Genomic DNA, 16,029 nt, shown 5'->3' with positions numbered 1-16,029 from the left:
ATAAAAAATAGGGGAACAGTATGCAAGCAGCATGGATGACACAGTTGGCCTCAGCCAGCATGGGGATGCGCAGTTTTTATGCGCTATGCAAGCCGCGCGTGACGGCATTGATCGTGTTTACTGCCATTATCGGTATGTTGATGGCGACGCCAGGCATGGTGCCGCTCTCGGTATTGCTGGCCGCGACGGTGGGGATTGCCTTTGCATCGGGGGCGGCGGCGGCGTTTAACTGCCTCATCGAGCATAAGATTGATGCCATGATGGCGCGTACCCGCGCGCGCCCCTTGCCAACTGGTCAACTGTCGCAGATGGAAACACTGCTGTTTGCCAGCGTACTCGGCGGCATAGGCTTAAGCATTCTCTATTACTGGGTTAACCCGCTGACGATGTGGCTCACTTTGGGCACTTTTGTCGGCTATGCCGTGATTTATACCGTGTTTCTCAAACCTGCCACGCCGATGAATATCGTCATTGGCGGGGCCTCCGGTGCCATGCCGCCTATCCTGGGCTGGGCTGCTGTGAACAATACCGTGTCGCCAGAATCCCTGGTAATGTTCCTGATTATTTTCGCCTGGACGCCGCCCCACTTCTGGGCGCTGGCCTTATACCGCCGCGAAGAATACGCCAAAGTCGGCATGCCGATGTTGCCGGTCACACATGGCGAACAGTTCACCTTGCTGCATATTGTGCTGTATACCGTGATTCTGGTGGTTGTCTCCATGATGCCTTATGGACTGGGCATGAGTGGCTGGCTATACCTGGCATCAGCAGCTGTGCTGAATCTTGTGTTTATGTATTATGTGGTCAGTTTGTATCGACACTACTCAGATGCGCTGGCCAAAACCACCTTTAAATATTCTATTCTTTACTTGAGCCTGATCTTCGCCGCCTTGCTGCTGGATCATTACCTGGTGTAGTTGAGTCGTGGGCTGCTGAATAGTGGGAGCCAGGTAGCGCAAATGCGCTACCTTTTTTCTACCCTAGTGTTTGGTTTCACTGCTTATCAGGCTATGTACGCGTTGGTGGGCAGTCTGCTGATACACCTGCTCTAGCAGTGAGCTGAACAGCGCAGGTTTGCCGTGTAAAAAGCCCTGGATGAAGTCGCAGTTGATTACCCTGAGGATGCTCTCCTGACGGGCATTCTCCACACCCTCTGCAATCAGTTTGATATTCAATTCATGTGCCATCTGAATGATGGACCGGCAAAGAATAAAGTCATAATTATCGACCTCCAGATTTTTAATAAATGACTTATCAATTTTGACGTAGTCGATCTGGTATTTTTTGAGGTAACCGAGCGCAGAGTAGCCTGTGCCAAAGTCGTCTATCGAGAGTTTGATGCCTGCCTGCTTCACATTTTTTAGAGTATCTTGCGTGACTTTGGAGGGCTCGAGCAATAGGCCCTCTGTGATCTCGAAGCAGAAGCGTTCACACGGGATGTTGGAGCGTTGCAGGCGCTTGATAAAAGCCATCAGGTGCTGCGGATGCGCAAATTGGACTGGTGAAATATTGAGGCTAATTTGTGTACCTTGCAGACGTAACAGGTCAATTGCGGATAAGTCATGAAGCACCTCATCAAAAATCCATTTGCCAATTTCGATAATCACACCGGATTCTTCTGCCAGCGGAATAAACACATCGGGCGGGATGGCACCGCGTGTCGGGTGTTGCCAGCGGATTAACGCTTCCGCTTTAATCAGGCACAAGTCGCTCAGGCGGTAAATGGGTTGGTAAACCAAATGTAGCTCACCATTGGCGACCGCTGAGCGCAAGTCATGCGTGAGCGAAATGCGGTCGCGTATTTCCCGCTGCATGGTTTGCGTGAAAAACTGATATTGATTTTTGCCGGCACGTTTGGCGGCATAGAGCGCCTGATCGGCGAACATCATTAACTCTTCGCCGGACCTGCTGTGGTCGGGGAACACGGCAATGCCAATGCTAGCAGTGACAAAGTATTGGTTGTCTTCAATGTAGAATGGGGAGCGTATGGTGTCTACAATCTTGGCACCAATCTCGTGCAGCACCTGAATATCCCGTAGCTTGGGGATGACCACCACAAACTCGTCCCCGCCCAGCTTGGCTGTGGTGTTGCCACTGCGTGCGCATGACTGTATGCGCAACGCCGCATTTTGCAATAAGCGATCCCCCACCGCATGACCGGCAATATCATTCACATCCTTAAACCCATCCAGGTCTATCAGTAATAAGCCCAATTGTTGCTGCGATTGCTGGCAATCAATAATCGCTTCTTCCAGGCATTTTTGCAGCAGGTAGCGGTTAGGCAGTTGCGTCAGGTAATCATAATTGGCCTGCCGCCAGAGTTGCTGGCGAATATCGGCTTCCCTGCGCTGCGCGCGTTGGTAGAAACGCCAGAATTGATACAGCAGTAATACGCACACGATAGAGAATGCCGTGATGCTGGTGGTTACCATCATGTGGTTAAACGAGCTGTTGTGCGTGGATGCCGCATGGACTGGCACGGCTACCGCAGTCTGGTGCATTAGCGCCGAAACGGCGGGGATCAGTTTGCCAGCCAGTCTTTTAATAGTGGTATTCATACCATTCTGTCCCAGTATTGGAGCACAATTGAGGCCTTGTATTTGTACGCCAGTTTTAGCGGCTACAACAAGGGCTATCTCAATTAACGGACGAATATAAAGAAACTTTAGAGTGGATTTAAAAAAATAATAAAAAATCGCCTGTTGCAGGACAACAGGCGATGGCTGAGGTGTGTTGCTGAAATTATTTGGCTGACAAGCAGGATTTCATAAACGCTTTACGTTCATCACCTGCGAGCGCTTTGGTTTTTGCATCGGCATTACAGGTTTTCATTTTGTTTTGCTGTGCAGTCAAGCCAGCGCTGGCGCCATCTGCAGATAAACATTCTTTCATAAAGGCTTTGCGCTCCTCGCCTGCCAGCGCTTTGGTTTTCGCATCGGCATTACAGGTTTTCATTTTTTCCTGCTGCGGGCCCGCATTGGCAGAGATACAGATACAGGACAGCAACAATGTAATCAGCAGTTTATTCATGAAAGTCTCCAAACAAAAAGTAAGCATTATTCGAGTTTGAGGCCGCCCGCAGGCGAACCTGTGCTGTCATTGTGACACAGAGCAAAATGGTTTTGGAAATAAAAAAGCCCGGTGAAGTACCGGGCGATTGTTGCGATGAATATGACGTTATTAATGTATAGGCACGATATGTAAAGTGCCCGCTTTCATGTCAGGAATCAACAGTGATTTGCCATCTGCCGACAGGCTGATATCTGCGGCAGACTGGTAGCCCTGGATAATGCGTTGCGGTGTCGCTTTAGGTTCAGTCAGTTGCCAGACGTTACCACCTGCCCAATCACTGACATACAGCAAGCCATTGGCATCCCGCACCAGGCCGTCTGCGCCGCCAAAACCCTGGTTCAGCAATGTAACATTGGATTTCTTGCCGCCGATTTGCACGCTGAACAATTTGCCGGTGCCAAAATCAGCCACCAGTAAACGATCCGGGCCATCCATCAGTAAACCATTCGGGCGCTTGATGCCTGCTTTGGCTTTAAGCACCTGCGTCAGTTTGCCATCTGGCGCAATCTTGAAAATGCCTGCGCCATTGCCATGATCATCGCCACTGTCAGAGACATACACATTGCCCAGGCCGTCGATTTCAATGTCATTTAAAAACACTGGTTTTTGCGGGAAAGCGCTGGCGCCAGCAATCACGGTTTGTGCACCACTATTGGCATCAATGCGTACCACGCGGTCCATATCGGCGACATACAACTGGCCATCAAACAGATCAAGGCCCTTGGGGTCATTCAGGCCATCGGCCAAGGTGGTACGTGTACCGTCAGCGGCAATGCGTGTGATTTTGCCATCGCCCAGTTTGCCAAATTCGCCAATTTCAGAAATGTAAGTCACGCCTTGCGGAGTGGCAAAGACAGATTCCGGCATGACGAAACCACTCAAGGTATTGGCTTCGCTGGCAGTGGATGCTGCTGCGCCAGTTGTTGCTACGCTGTGTGTTTTGCCATCATAGCTGACACGATAAATCACACCATTGTAGTCATCCGATACTAGTAAAGAGCCATCCGGTAATTGCAGCACATCATTCGGGCGGCCCCAGACTTCACCTTCAGCGCTCAGCCAGCCGTCGATAAATGGCTTGGTTTCCTTGACCTGGTGCTGCGCGTCAAACGTCACGCGTACCAACTGGTAGCCGACCGGTACTTTACGGTTCCAGGAACCATGTTGCGCAATCACGGCATTGCCCTGATATTCGGCCGGAAACTGTTTGCCAGTATAAAACTTAAAGCCCAGGTTGGCGCTGTGTGCCTGGAATTCGGCGACTGGTTTGGTCACGTCAGCTGGTGGTGTTTTGTTTTTCCAGTTCGGGTCACGCGCATCGCCACCGGCGTAGTAAGGAAAGCCAAAATGCAAACCGGCTTTAGGCGCTGCATTCAGTTCGTCATGTGGCACATCGGCGCCTAACAGGTCGACACCATTGTCAGTGAAAAACAGGGTGTTAGTGCCTGGCTGAAAGTCCATGCCTACCGAGTTACGCACACCTTTGGCAAAGGTTTCTACCTGGCTGCCATCGGCATTCATGCGAATAATCGAGGCTTCAATGCCGACCGGGTCACAAATATTGCATGGTGCTCCCAAGGTGACATATAACTTGTTGTCCGGGCCTGCTGCCAGGTAGCGCCAGCCGTGGTGTGCCTTGTCTGGCAGCTTGTCGTAAATGATTTCACGCATGGCCTTGAACGGCAGAGTTAAATCGAAATCGGGGGCGGCATACCGCGTGATGCGATGTTGCTCAGCGACATATAAATGGCCATCCACCATGGCCACGCCATTGCCTACGTTCAGGTCATCCAGAATGGTGACGACCTGGTCGGCTTTATGGTCTTTGTTTTTATCAACCACGGCGTATACTTTGCTGCCGCGCGTGCCGACGTACACATTGCCGTTGGTACCTAACGCCATTTGGCGGGCACCGGGTACTTCTGCATACACTTCAACATGAAAGCCTTCTGGCACATGCAGCTTGCTCAGGTTTGCGCGTACATCGTTAATATCTGCCCAGGCAGAGGTGGCCAGTGTGGCGAACATGGCGCTGACCAGGCCTGTGATCAGTGGATTCTTTTTCATTGGTATCCCTTTCTCCAAAAGTATTGCAATCAATCCAATTGCAATAAGCCCAGTGTAAGCAGTTGCGTCCGTCGTGAAAAGTTAAAAAATATGAAATGATTGCCTAATTCTATGACGGTAGTGATGGTTATTGCTAATTAGGAGTAATATAAATGCCTAATTATTTTATTCGCACTCATATTATGAATAATAACGAATGCTGGCATGCGCACGACAAAGACCGCACGATTGCGCTGCTTTCAGCACTGACGCCGACGGAGGGGTTTACCCTCACCGCGCTGGATGGCGTCAAACTCATGCGCTGGAACCGGGCCATTCCACGTAGCCCGGTGTTTTATGAGCCCAGCATTGTCTTTGTATGCCAGGGCCGCAAAGTGGGCTACCTGGGTGGCGAGGTTTATCAATATAACCCGCAGCAGTTCTTGATCCTGTCGGTGCCATTGCCATTTGAAAGTGAAACTATCGCCTCGGCAGAAGAGCCCTTGCTGGCGATTTCCATCCGCATCAACCTGTCCATGGTTTCTGAACTGTTATTAAGTGTGGCACATGATGCGCCCATGAATATCAACGGTAAAAGCGGCATCAGCTCCACGCCATTGGATAAGCAACTGTCGAATGCCGTGGTGCGATTGCTGGAGTGTTTGCAATCCAAAGTTGAGGCTTCTGTGCTTGGGCAGTCGATTATCCGCGAGATTCATTACCGCATCCTGCAGTCTTCGCAGGCGTCGGCGATCCTGGCTGCACATAGCACGCACAACAATATGGGCAAAATCAGCAAAGCGCTACGCTTGATTCACGCCGAATATGCCAATGAACTCAATGTCGATACGCTGGCGGCAGTGTCTGCCATGAGCGTGCCGTCTTTTCATGCTGCATTCAGGGATGTGACGGCTACCTCGCCGATTCAATATTTGAAAAAGACACGCTTGCATAAGGCCCGCTTGCTGATGGTGCAAGACGGTATTAATGCAACCTTGGCTGCAACCAAAGTCGGCTACGAGAGTGCCTCGCAGTTCAGCCGTGAGTTCAAGCGCATGTTTGGTAAAAGCCCGATGGAGGAGGTGAGTGCCGTGCGCAGTGCGTTGATCACGTCACCTGGCGAATTTGTCGCCAATCAGGTGGTTGACCAGTATGTGACTGTTCAACAGTAAAACGGTCATTGTGACAATGAAATCACTTTTTCTTGCGTTAAATATGCCGACATCGCAGAGGATTAGGCAAGCATTTGATAAAAGCAGGCAAGCACTTTTGGGTGATCATGTTTAGACTGTTTGGCAATACGGTGGCGTTGTTTTGCCATTGCTTAACACGTAACAATAGATGATGGAGATGCTATGAAAACTGCCGCCTATGGTGTACAAAATGCGACCTCACCGGTCGCACCCATGAGTATTGATCGCCGCGAAGCGGGGCCACACGACGTCCTGATTGATATCGAGTACTGTGGTATTTGCCACTCGGATATTCACCAGGCGCGTAACGAATGGGGTGGTGGTTCCCTGTATCCCATGGTGCCTGGCCACGAAATTGTCGGCCGTGTGAAAAGTATCGGCAGTCATGTCACCAAATTCAAGCTGGGGCAACTGGTTGGGGTCGGCTGTATGGTCGACTCCTGCCGCCACTGCGAAGAATGTCATGCCGGTGAAGAGCAATATTGTGATAGCTCGGTATTTACCTACAATGCCAAAGACACCAAGCATGGTGGCCTGACCTTTGGTGGCTATGCCGAGCGTATTACCGTCGATGAAAACTTTGTTGTCAGCGTGCCGGAAAACCTGGATACCAAAGCCGTGGCGCCATTATTGTGTGCGGGCATTACCTTGTACTCGCCGCTCAAGCACTGGAATGTACAACCCGGCCAAAAAGTCGGTATTATCGGTCTCGGTGGCTTGGGCCATATGGGTGTTAAACTGGCTGCCGCCATGGGTGCGCATGTGGTGATGATTACCACCTCTGCCAGTAAAGCCGCGGACGCGACCCGCTTGGGTGCGCATGAGGTGCTGATTTCAAAAGACGCCGATGACATGGCCAAGCATGCTGCCAGTTTTGACCTGATTATTGATACCGTGCCAGTCGCACATGACCTCAATCCTTACATCGGCCTGCTCAAGCGCGATAAAACCATCGTGCTGGTCGGCCCGCTGGATCCGGTCGAAGTGCATGGCGCCAACCTGATTACCAAGCGCCGCCATGTCGCCGGTTCACTGATCGGTGGCATCGCCGAAACCCAGGAAATGCTCGATTTCTGTGGCAAGCATAATATCGTCAGCGATGTAGAAATGATCGATGCTAACTACATTAATGATGCTTACGAGCGCATGCTCAAGAGTGATGTGAAATACCGCTTTGTGATTGATATCAACTCAATGAAAGCTTAAGCAAACGCTTAGCAAAAGCCCTGTTCGGTTGAGCAGGGCTTTTTTATGGAGGCCACAGCTTATTTTCAGCTAGGATCTGTGGTTGCCAATTTATCGGTTGCCTGCGGGTCAAGACTGTTAGCCTGTAGTTGCCATGCCTCAGCAAATGGGCCGCCATTCGCGCGCAACACGTCTGGCGGGCCATCTTCAATAATCACCCCATTTTTCAGCACGATGATTCTATCGAATGAGGCCAGTGTAGAAAGCCGGTGCGCGATGGCCAACACGGTCCGCCCTTGCATCAGCGAGGCTAACGCTGACTGGATTTCTTTTTCAGACTTGGAGTCCAGCGCAGACGTGGCTTCATCCAATATCAAGATGGGCGCGTCTTTGACAAAAGCCCTGGCGATGCCCAGACGTTGCCTTTGTCCACCAGACAGGCGGATGCCTTTTTCACCCACAATCGTGCGATAGCCTTTGGGCAAGCCGCGAATGAAGGCGTCACAATAGGCATCGCGTGCCGCGCTATACACTTCTTCGTTAGAGGCTTCTGGGCGGCCGTAGCGGATATTTTCGAACACCGAGCGGTGGAACAGGGCAATGTCTTGCGGGACGACGGAGATGTTTGCCCGTAAACTGTCTTGTGAGACCTGGTCGATACGCTGGCCGTCAATCAAGATCTGACCGCCCTGAATATCATCCAGGCGCTGAATCAGGCTGATCAAGGTCGACTTCCCGGCACCGGAAGCCCCCACCAGGCCGACTCTCTCACCAGCTTTGATCTCAAATGACAGCTGATCAAATACCTTGTGGCCATCCGGATAGCTATAAGACACATTGTCAAACAGGATATTGCCGCGCTCAACTGTCAGTTGCGAGGATGCATCCGGGTCTTTGACCGAGTGTGGCTGCGCAATCACTTTGAGTGTTTCATTGATGATGCCGAATTGTTGGGCAGTGCCGACCAAGGCAAGAGCAAGGTCCCGTGAGCCATGCAATATCCTGAAGGTGAGGGTACTGACGATGACCACGTCGCCGGTACTGATGCTGCCGGCGCGCCAGAGTAATATGGCCCAGACCAGCATGCCGGCACCGGTCACGACCAGGCACATGTCATGGATCACACGCGCCAGTTCTACATACATCCAGCTGCGCCTGTGCGCTTTGGCTTCCCTGTTCAATTCGCGCGATAGCCTGTGTTTTTCGCGATAGCGGGCGGAAAACGCTTTCACTGTCCACACATTACCCACTACGTCGATCATTTTGCCGCTGGCGTCGGAGGATCGCCTGGCGTAATTGTCATGTATCCTGCGGCCGCGGATGCCGAAGAGGATGAGCAGGCCAGCGACAAACAACACTGAAAACAGCAAGCCCAAACTCATTTGCCAGCGTATGGTCGTCAGTACAAGAATGGCACCGAGAAAATCGGTGATCGGCGGTAAGATACGCCAGAACATGGTGGCAAATATCTCACCGGTAGCCGCAGCGGTAGACGTGATGCGGTTGCCCAGTGCACCTGAAAAGTGCTGGTTGAAGTAGCGCATCGAATGGCCTGTCAGATGCTCGAACAGGTCTAGCCGGATATCGACTCCGCTGGCGACGATGGCGCGGGAACCTTGCCAGCCACCCAAACGCCACAACAGGTTCTCGACGGTGATCAATCCCAGGAAAAGGAATAAAGGTGCCCAGACATGGGCGGTGGCTCGTACCGAACTGTCCATGGCATCCACCAGCAGCTTCATGGCATATTGCACACCAACTGCTGCACTGGCGGCGCCGATGATGATCAGGAACACTGAGCCAAACAACCAGGGGCGGCGCGTGATATACAAAAACAGAAAACGGACGGCTTTCTGCGGGATGGGGGAATTTGTCAGGTTCACAGATGAATAGGATGCCAGGCGTTGAAGAAGCTGAAGATACGCTTCATTAAACCAGAAAAATCATATCAATGACCTGATCATTTTCTTGGCAAAGTATATTTTTTACTTGCATTTAGTTTGATTCCATACTATATTGATCCGTATTATGTTGCTGCTTAAAGAATTACCTACCTCCAAAAGCCTGGAAAAGTTTGTGACGCGTTATCCCGGCACAGACATCTCGGCCATTTCTGACTTTGTCAGTATCTTGCGTGCAGCGTCGGATATTTCGTCTGCGCTCGATGCGTTGCTAGCCCAACATGGGTTGTTACAAGGTCGCTGGTGGGTGCTGGTATTGCTTATGCGCCAGGACGACTTGACCTCTTCCCCTTCAGAGCTGGCTGACAAGGCCGGTGTGACCAAGGCGACAATGACTGGCTTTATTGACGGCCTGGAGCGCGAAGGGCTGGTGTCACGTTTTATGGATACCAATGACAGACGCAAATTCCTTATCCGCTTATCGGTGGCCGGACAGCAGAAACTGGACGAAGTGATGCCAGTATATGTGCAATGCGTCACGCAGTTTATGAATGTGTTGGGCAAGCCGGAAAGAAATACCTTGATTGCCGATCTCGCCACGTTGGCCAGTCGGGTCGATTTAATCAAGTAAGTTGATCCAGTAAAATTTTTTAGTTATTTAGTTTGATTCCATACTATCAATAACCATACTTTATGTTTATGCCATTGACTATCATTGCCATATTGCCGCGCCAACCCCTGAGAGTGTCTCGCTGGGGTGTCTGGTTATTGGCTCTGCTATTAAATGGCTGCATCAGTTCCAAAGGTATCATCCCCGCGTCGCAGCCGCTGGTGCAAGATAAACTGGCACTGGGCAAGGCGATAGAGGATGCCTCCGCCATTGCCTGGCCGACTGAGCACTGGTGGCAGGCGTATCAGGATACACAGTTGGATCGCCTGGTGGAGAAAAGCCTGCATGATCATCCTGACCTGAAAAAAGCCACAGCGCGCATCGCCTTGACCATCGCCATGGCTGAGCAGGCACATGCGACGACCTTGCCGAATGTTGGCGGCAAAGTGAGCTCGTCACGTGAACGTTTTACCGAGTTGAGTTTTATCCCCAAGCCGTGGGCGGGCCGCTTTAACTGGAACAACCAGGCGACGGTAGACATGTCTTACAACCTGGATTTATGGAAGCAACAGAAGTCAGCCTGGCTGGCGGCGCTGGATGAGACCCATGTCAGTGAAGCTGAAATGCAGCAGGTGAAGATTGAGTTGACGGCGGCCATGGTGAAAAGCTACATCCGGCTGGCGGCAGAATATCAATGGCGCGACCTGGCAGAAGAGGAACTGGACGATGTGCGCCATGAGATTGCCATTGCTAAAAAAGCGCTGGCTGCCGGGCTGAATACGCAATTAAACCTGAGCCGCCTGGAGGCGCAATTGCCTGCGGCACAAAACAAGTTGGTGCAAATTGAGTTGCACCTGACATTATTAAAAAATCAGATTGCAGCACTCAGTGGTGAAGGGCCGGGTGCGGGTGACAGTCTACAGCGCCCAACATTGCGTTTGTCCGCCAGTATCGGTTTGCCTGATCATTTGCCTGCCAACCTGGTTGGCCGCCGCCCGGATATTGTCGCTGCCAGATGGCGGGTTGAAGCGTCGCAAAAACATATTCAAAGTGCCAAGGCAGCGTTTTACCCAAATATCAATTTGTTGGGCTACATCGGTTTTCAGGCGCTGGCATTTTCCGGCCTGTTTTCCAGTGCCGGTTTAGTCGGCAATTTAGGCCCGGCCATGTCCTTGCCTATTTTTGATGGCGGTAAGCGCCGGGCTAACCTGTCGGCAGAAACGGCGCTGTATGACATGGCGGTAGAGGATTACAACGCCACCATACTCAAGGCACTGGAAAGCATTTCAAATCAGCTTTCCATCTTGAATACGGTGGCGACCGAAACTGACAATACGCAGCAGGCACTGGCAAAAACCGAACAGGCGCACAGGTTAGCGGTGAAGAATCATCGCGCCGGGTTAAGCAACCTGGTGGAAAGCCTGCAAACCAACGCATTGGTATTGCAACAAAAAAGCGTTCTGGTGGAACAGGAGGCGGTGCGGCTGGAAGCCTATGCGGCATTGATGCTGGCGCTGGGTGGAGGGGTGATTGATGCTGAACACGCAACAGATTAATCGCGGGATACAACGATTGCTAGCTGGCTTGACCGCGCTCGAGCAAGGCGTGCGAATGGCAGCCGTATGCCTGCAACAGGCTGCCGCCGACTGGTACCGTCAGGACTTTCCGCTGATCGGCTATTTGTTCAAATACCTGCTGGCCGCTTTCCTGGCGCTGTGGGTGGCCTTGAAAATGGAGATGGATCAACCGGCAACGGCCTTGCTGACGGTGGTGATCGTCATGCATTTCCGCTCCGGCATGGTGATCACCAAAAGTTATTACCGTCTGATCGGTACCGTGATCGGGATTTTGTTTTCCATGTTGCTGGTGGCCTGGTTTGCGCAAGACCGCTTTCCATTTTTTATTGCGGCAGCGCTCTGGATAGGCATGTGTACGGCAGGCTCGCTGGTATATCGTAACTTCCAGTCTTATGGATTTGTCTTGGCTGGCTATACTTTGTGTATTGTCGGCTTGCCTGCGACACTGACGCCTTGGCATACCTTCCAAATCGCCTCAACCCGCATGTCTGAAATTGGCGTCGGTTTATTAAGTGCGACCTTGGTCAGTGAGCTGGTGCTGCCGCAACGCCTGTGGGAGAACATTCAGGCAGTCGTGCGCAGCAAGTTTCGCGATTTCAGCGTATTACTGGGCACCGGCGCACCTGCTGGGCTCAATCAGCCGTTTTTAAAGTTCATGCAAGATATTTATCAGTTGGAGGCATTTCGTTCGTCTGCGCAGTTTGAAACGGATGATGCGCGGGTACACAGTGCAACCATCAACCGGCTCAATGTGCAGTTTATGGCAGTTTCTACGACCTATGTCGTCTTGCAGCGGCTGATCCAGCGTTTACAAACCCGTGTGGCGTCAAAGGAAGCAGACGCTTTGCAGGTCTTGATGCAGCCCTTATCTGCCGCGGTGCTCATAGACGGGCAGCCTGCTAGTCATGCTGAAGCCATCACCCGGGTGCAGCAAGCTGTCGCAGCGTTTCAACATGATTTTGATGCGCACTTGGCGGTGCAGTTACAACACTTGATGATGCATCCGGAGGTCAATCAGCTAGAGGTGGAAACCGGTGGTGAATTGCTGTCGCGCCTGGCAAAAGAGTTGACTGCCTACCTGGAGACTTATGCTTTGTTAGTGGCACAGCCACGTGCACGCAAGGTGGCGAGCCGTGAATTCACCGCTGAGCAGTTGCATATGCACATTGACTGGTTGCCGGTGTCGATTGCTGCGACCCGTGGCGCACTCACCTTGCTGATCCTGGCGGCCATCTGGATGACCATAGACTGGCCCTCCGGTATCCTGGCCATGACGCTGGGGGTGATTACAAGCACCTTGTTTGCGGCTAGTCCGGCGCCAATGGCCACTATCCGTCAATTCTCAGTAGGGGTGTTGCTGGGCATCGTGCTGGTGTACATCAGCAATGTATTCTGGCTCACCGCGGCACATGATTATGTCATGCTCTGTATCGTGATTACGCCTGCAGTTTTGCTCACCGCCTGGCTAAGTGCACGGCCAGCCACCACCCTGGTGGGCGCAGGGTTGGGCATTGCTTACTTTTTGATGGTGGGATTCAACCAGGCGCTGGGCGATAACCCAGTCAAATATTTTAACGACTCTATTGCACTCATGGTGGCACTGGTGGTGTCCGGCATCATGTTCAGCCTGACGGATTATGCGGCGAGTCCCTGGGCCAAGGCCCGTGTGTTTACCCAATTACGCAAATTAGTGGTCGATGCCTGTCTGCATACAAGCATGACAGCGCCCCTTTTTGAAATGCGCACACGCGACTTGATCCAGCGTTCCGGCAGTGTGCATCGTCCACAAGAGGCTGAAAGTGTGCGTGTCGTCGAGGCCTTGTGTGCTGCGCTAGAGGTAGGACATGCCGTGTTGGCGTTGCGTGCGGTTGCCAGGGGGCTATCGGCACAGCCTTACCAATTAGTGCAACGCACGTTGACGTTGGTCGCCAGTTATTACAAGCAGCCAGGGTTGGCGCAGCAGCAGGCAGTGTTGCAATGGTTGGATCATTTTCTGGCCTGGTTACAAGGCGGGGAGTATGCCGATGCACTCCTATCTTCACAAGCGCGAAAGCTCACCACGCAATTGCATTTTATCAGGCTGGTCATCGCGGCAGAGCTGCTGCAGGACCTTGCTTCAACGTCAACCGGAGCTGACACATGATGCATGAATGGATTCCGCGTGAGTTTGCTTTTCTGGATGCCCATGTGCCCACCTTGTTTGTGGCGTTTTTGCTTGCCGCTGCCGCGATCTGGCTGATTGATAAAGCATTGGCTGCCTGGGGGATTTACGACTTGGTGTGGTATCCGGCCTTGTTAAGGGTTTCCTTGTTTTTTGGCTTGTTTTCCGTGTTTGGTTTAATGGTGTATTGAAAGGTTGAATCATGCAAACGCAACGTATCTGGTTTAAGGCAACAAAAGGTATCCTGCGTGTCGGGATTACGCTGGCAATCGCGGTGGCGGCCGGGTTATTGGCATACAAGTTGTGGGTGCGCTATACCGACTACCCATGGACACGAGATGGCCGCGTGCGGGCTGATGTGGTGAATATTGCGCCGGATGTGGCCGGACTGGTGACCGCAGTGCCGGTGCGTGATAACCAGTATGTACACAAAGGCGACGTGCTGTTCCGCATAGACACCATGCATTATCAGCATGCATTGGCGGAGGCGACTGCATTGACCCAGCAGAGAAAGTCCCTGTGGGAGATGAAGAAACAGCAATCTGCCCGCCGTGCGCATCTGGATGATGAAGTGATTTCACGCGAAAACCGTGAAGATACCGATTTGGGTGCCATGGCCGCCAAAGCTGAATATGAGGCCGCCGTGGCCCAGGTGGAGAAAATCAAACTCGACCTCGAGCGCACCGTGGTGCGGTCGCCAGTGGATGGCTGGGTGTCTAACCTGCTGGTGCGCCCGGGTGATTTTGCCCAGGTAGGTGCGGCCAAGCTGGCGGTGATTGACCAGCATTCATTCTGGGTCTATGGCTATTTTGAGGAACATAAATTAAATATGATCCAGGTGGGTGACGCGGCCGAAGTGCAGTTGCTGGGCAGCCACGCCACGCTCAAAGGTCATGTCGAAAGCATTGCCCACGGCATTACCGACCGTGATAACCCGACCGACATCCGTTTGCTGGCCAATGTGAACCCGACCTTTAACTGGGTGCGACTGGCACAGCGCATCCCGGTGCGTATCCACCTCGACCAGATTCCGGCAGCCATGCCACTGGTCGCCGGGATGACATGTTCGGTGGTAATCAGGCATGGATAAGCAGGGCCACATGCAACAGAACCCGACAGTCTCTGTTAAGATGGTTATTCATTGATCACAATCTAAGCGCATGCTTACCGAAAAACCGCCCGCGGGGCTGCTGTCCCTGATTATTTCCATCGTCGCCTACCTGGCATTGGCGCAAGCTGACAAAGTCATGCATATCGGCCAGCCCGAATCGCTGACCATTTCCATCCTGTTTGTGCTGCTGATTATCAACCTGGCTTTCCAGCTGTCGTTCCAGGTGGAGTATGTGGCCGAACGGCTCAAAGAGCCTTATGGCACCATGATCCTGACCATCAGCGCGGTCATCATTGAAGTGGTGATTATTGTCATGATGCTCAGCCATACCTCGTCGACTACGCTGGCCCGGGATGCGATTTATTCGGCGGTGATGCTGGATATCAACGGTATCCTCGGCTTGTGTGCGATTGTCGGTGGCATCAAATATGGTGAGGTGGAGTACAACGTCAACTCCGGCAATACCTATATCGTGATGATCATGACGGCACTGGGCATCTCCATGGCACTGCCTGCTTTTTTGCCGCCCGAACACTGGCGCTTGTATTCGATGTTTACCATCGTCACCATGAGTGTGTTTTATGCATTGTTCCTGAAAATGCAAACCGGGCGGCATCGTAACTATTTCAGTTACCGCGACCAACATCAGGCACAAACCGGGCAGTCGGCTGGCGCGATGAGCGCAGATGTCAGATTTTCCATTCTTTACATGTTGGCCGGCATCATTACCATCGGTTTCCTGTCTGAGGAGATGAGCATGCATATGGATGCCGGTTTAACCGGCAGCGGTGTGCCACCGATTGTGGCTGCCATTGTGGTGGCCATCATTGCCGCCAGCCCGGAAGTACTCACGGCGTTGAAGGCGGCGGTGAATGACCGCATGCAAACCGTGGTGAATATTTCACTTGGGGCCACCTTGTCGACCGTGATCCTGACTGTGCCGGTGATTGAGGCCATTGCCCTGATCGAAGACCGGCCGCTGATTGTCGGTTTGTCGCCGACGCAGATGGTGATGACGTTCCTGACACTGATTGTCGCGACCATCAATTTGCATGATGGTGAAACCAATGCCATTGAAGGCATGACGCATTTTGTATTATTTATGGCCTTTGCCATGCTGGCCGCTTTGGGTATGTAGTGTTGTTTTTATAATGTTTGTCGCGAATTAATCAT

General features: G+C 52.2%; 13 protein-coding genes. 9 read left to right on the top strand and 4 right to left on the bottom strand.

The window, feature by feature from the left end:
* Nucleotides 1-20 precede the first annotated feature (20 nt).
* Nucleotides 21-917, top strand: a complete 897-nt coding sequence (cyoE, locus tag INP79_RS13255; RefSeq protein WP_228520002.1) for a heme o synthase — start codon at nt 21-23, stop codon at nt 915-917.
* 63 nt (nt 918-980) lie between these two features.
* Here cyoE and INP79_RS13250 read toward each other — a convergent pair whose 3' ends face one another.
* The 3 genes from INP79_RS13250 to INP79_RS13240 all read right to left on the bottom strand — a co-directional run bounded on the left by INP79_RS13250 (nt 981) and on the right by INP79_RS13240 (nt 5,139).
* Nucleotides 981-2,558, bottom strand: coding sequence for a bifunctional diguanylate cyclase/phosphodiesterase (locus INP79_RS13250; RefSeq protein ID WP_194754733.1), 1,578 nt, complete (start codon nt 2,556-2,558; stop codon nt 981-983).
* Between the two features lie 184 nt (nt 2,559-2,742).
* Nucleotides 2,743-3,030, bottom strand: coding sequence for a PsiF family protein (locus INP79_RS13245; RefSeq protein ID WP_194754732.1), 288 nt, complete (start codon nt 3,028-3,030; stop codon nt 2,743-2,745).
* Nucleotides 3,031-3,180: 150 nt separating this feature from the next.
* Nucleotides 3,181-5,139 carry an SMP-30/gluconolactonase/LRE family protein gene (locus INP79_RS13240; protein ID WP_194754731.1) on the bottom strand — a complete coding sequence of 653 codons (1,959 nt, stop codon included), beginning with the start codon at nt 5,137-5,139 and terminating at the stop codon, nt 3,181-3,183.
* Nucleotides 5,140-5,321: 182 nt separating this feature from the next.
* Between INP79_RS13240 and INP79_RS13235 the strand changes: the two genes are divergently transcribed.
* Both INP79_RS13235 and INP79_RS13230 read left to right on the top strand, forming a co-directional pair.
* Nucleotides 5,322-6,290 (top strand): AraC family transcriptional regulator, encoded by a 969-nt coding sequence (locus INP79_RS13235; protein ID WP_228520001.1) that lies wholly within the window; start codon nt 5,322-5,324, stop codon nt 6,288-6,290.
* Nucleotides 6,291-6,473: 183 nt separating this feature from the next.
* On the top strand, nt 6,474-7,517 hold the full coding sequence (locus INP79_RS13230) for an NAD(P)-dependent alcohol dehydrogenase (protein WP_194754729.1): 1,044 nt from the start codon (nt 6,474-6,476) through the stop codon (nt 7,515-7,517).
* Between the two features lie 65 nt (nt 7,518-7,582).
* Here the strand turns inward: INP79_RS13230 and INP79_RS13225 are convergent, their stop codons facing one another.
* Nucleotides 7,583-9,379, bottom strand: a complete 1,797-nt coding sequence (locus INP79_RS13225) for an ABC transporter ATP-binding protein (RefSeq protein ID WP_194754728.1) — start codon at nt 9,377-9,379, stop codon at nt 7,583-7,585.
* A gap of 145 nt (nt 9,380-9,524) precedes the next feature.
* Here INP79_RS13225 and INP79_RS13220 point away from each other — a divergent pair, with 145 nt between their 5' ends.
* The 6 genes from INP79_RS13220 to INP79_RS13195 all read left to right on the top strand — a co-directional run bounded on the left by INP79_RS13220 (nt 9,525) and on the right by INP79_RS13195 (nt 15,994).
* Nucleotides 9,525-10,028, top strand: a complete 504-nt coding sequence (locus INP79_RS13220; protein ID WP_194754727.1) for a MarR family winged helix-turn-helix transcriptional regulator — start codon at nt 9,525-9,527, stop codon at nt 10,026-10,028.
* A gap of 62 nt (nt 10,029-10,090) precedes the next feature.
* The gene (locus tag INP79_RS13215) at nt 10,091-11,563 is read left to right on the top strand and encodes an efflux transporter outer membrane subunit (RefSeq protein WP_194754726.1); all 1,473 of its coding nucleotides are present in this window, start codon (nt 10,091-10,093) and stop codon (nt 11,561-11,563) included.
* Entirely contained in the window at nt 11,541-13,727 is a 2,187-nt protein-coding gene (locus tag INP79_RS13210) for an FUSC family protein (protein ID WP_194754725.1), read from the top strand. The genes INP79_RS13215 and INP79_RS13210 overlap by 23 nt, the downstream gene beginning before the upstream one ends.
* A complete protein-coding gene (locus tag INP79_RS13205; protein ID WP_194754724.1) occupies nt 13,724-13,936 on the top strand; it encodes a DUF1656 domain-containing protein in 213 nt (70 codons plus the stop codon). Before INP79_RS13210 ends, INP79_RS13205 begins: the two co-directional genes overlap by 4 nt.
* 11 nt (nt 13,937-13,947) lie before the next feature.
* Nucleotides 13,948-14,835, top strand: a complete 888-nt coding sequence (locus tag INP79_RS13200) for an efflux RND transporter periplasmic adaptor subunit (protein WP_194754723.1) — start codon at nt 13,948-13,950, stop codon at nt 14,833-14,835.
* Between the two features lie 70 nt (nt 14,836-14,905).
* Nucleotides 14,906-15,994 carry a calcium:proton antiporter gene (locus INP79_RS13195; protein WP_019883281.1) on the top strand — a complete coding sequence of 363 codons (1,089 nt, stop codon included), beginning with the start codon at nt 14,906-14,908 and terminating at the stop codon, nt 15,992-15,994.
* Nucleotides 15,995-16,029 lie beyond the last annotated feature (35 nt).

Source organism: Methylophilus sp. QUAN (assembly GCF_015354445.1).
Lineage (GTDB): Bacteria > Pseudomonadota > Gammaproteobacteria > Burkholderiales > Methylophilaceae > Methylophilus.
This window is presented reverse-complemented; position numbering and strand designations above follow the sequence as displayed.

Bases quoted from the DNA above. Each gene is read 5' to 3' on its own strand.
- INP79_RS13235 (WP_228520001.1), top strand. From the start codon at position 5,322: ATGAATAATAACGAATGCTGGCATGCGCACGACAAAGACCGCACGATT.
- cyoE (WP_228520002.1), top strand. From the start codon at position 21: ATGCAAGCAGCATGGATGACACAGTTGGCCTCAGCCAGCATGGGGATG.
- INP79_RS13240 (WP_194754731.1), bottom strand. From the start codon at position 5,139: ATGAAAAAGAATCCACTGATCACAGGCCTGGTCAGCGCCATGTTCGCC.
- INP79_RS13250 (WP_194754733.1), bottom strand. From the start codon at position 2,558: ATGAATACCACTATTAAAAGACTGGCTGGCAAACTGATCCCCGCCGTT.
- INP79_RS13210 (WP_194754725.1), top strand. From the start codon at position 11,541: ATGCTGAACACGCAACAGATTAATCGCGGGATACAACGATTGCTAGCT.
- INP79_RS13200 (WP_194754723.1), top strand. From the start codon at position 13,948: ATGCAAACGCAACGTATCTGGTTTAAGGCAACAAAAGGTATCCTGCGT.
- INP79_RS13230 (WP_194754729.1), top strand. From the start codon at position 6,474: ATGAAAACTGCCGCCTATGGTGTACAAAATGCGACCTCACCGGTCGCA.
- INP79_RS13195 (WP_019883281.1), top strand. From the start codon at position 14,906: ATGCTTACCGAAAAACCGCCCGCGGGGCTGCTGTCCCTGATTATTTCC.
- INP79_RS13205 (WP_194754724.1), top strand. From the start codon at position 13,724: ATGATGCATGAATGGATTCCGCGTGAGTTTGCTTTTCTGGATGCCCAT.
- INP79_RS13245 (WP_194754732.1), bottom strand. From the start codon at position 3,030: ATGAATAAACTGCTGATTACATTGTTGCTGTCCTGTATCTGTATCTCT.
- INP79_RS13220 (WP_194754727.1), top strand. From the start codon at position 9,525: ATGTTGCTGCTTAAAGAATTACCTACCTCCAAAAGCCTGGAAAAGTTT.
- INP79_RS13215 (WP_194754726.1), top strand. From the start codon at position 10,091: ATGTTTATGCCATTGACTATCATTGCCATATTGCCGCGCCAACCCCTG.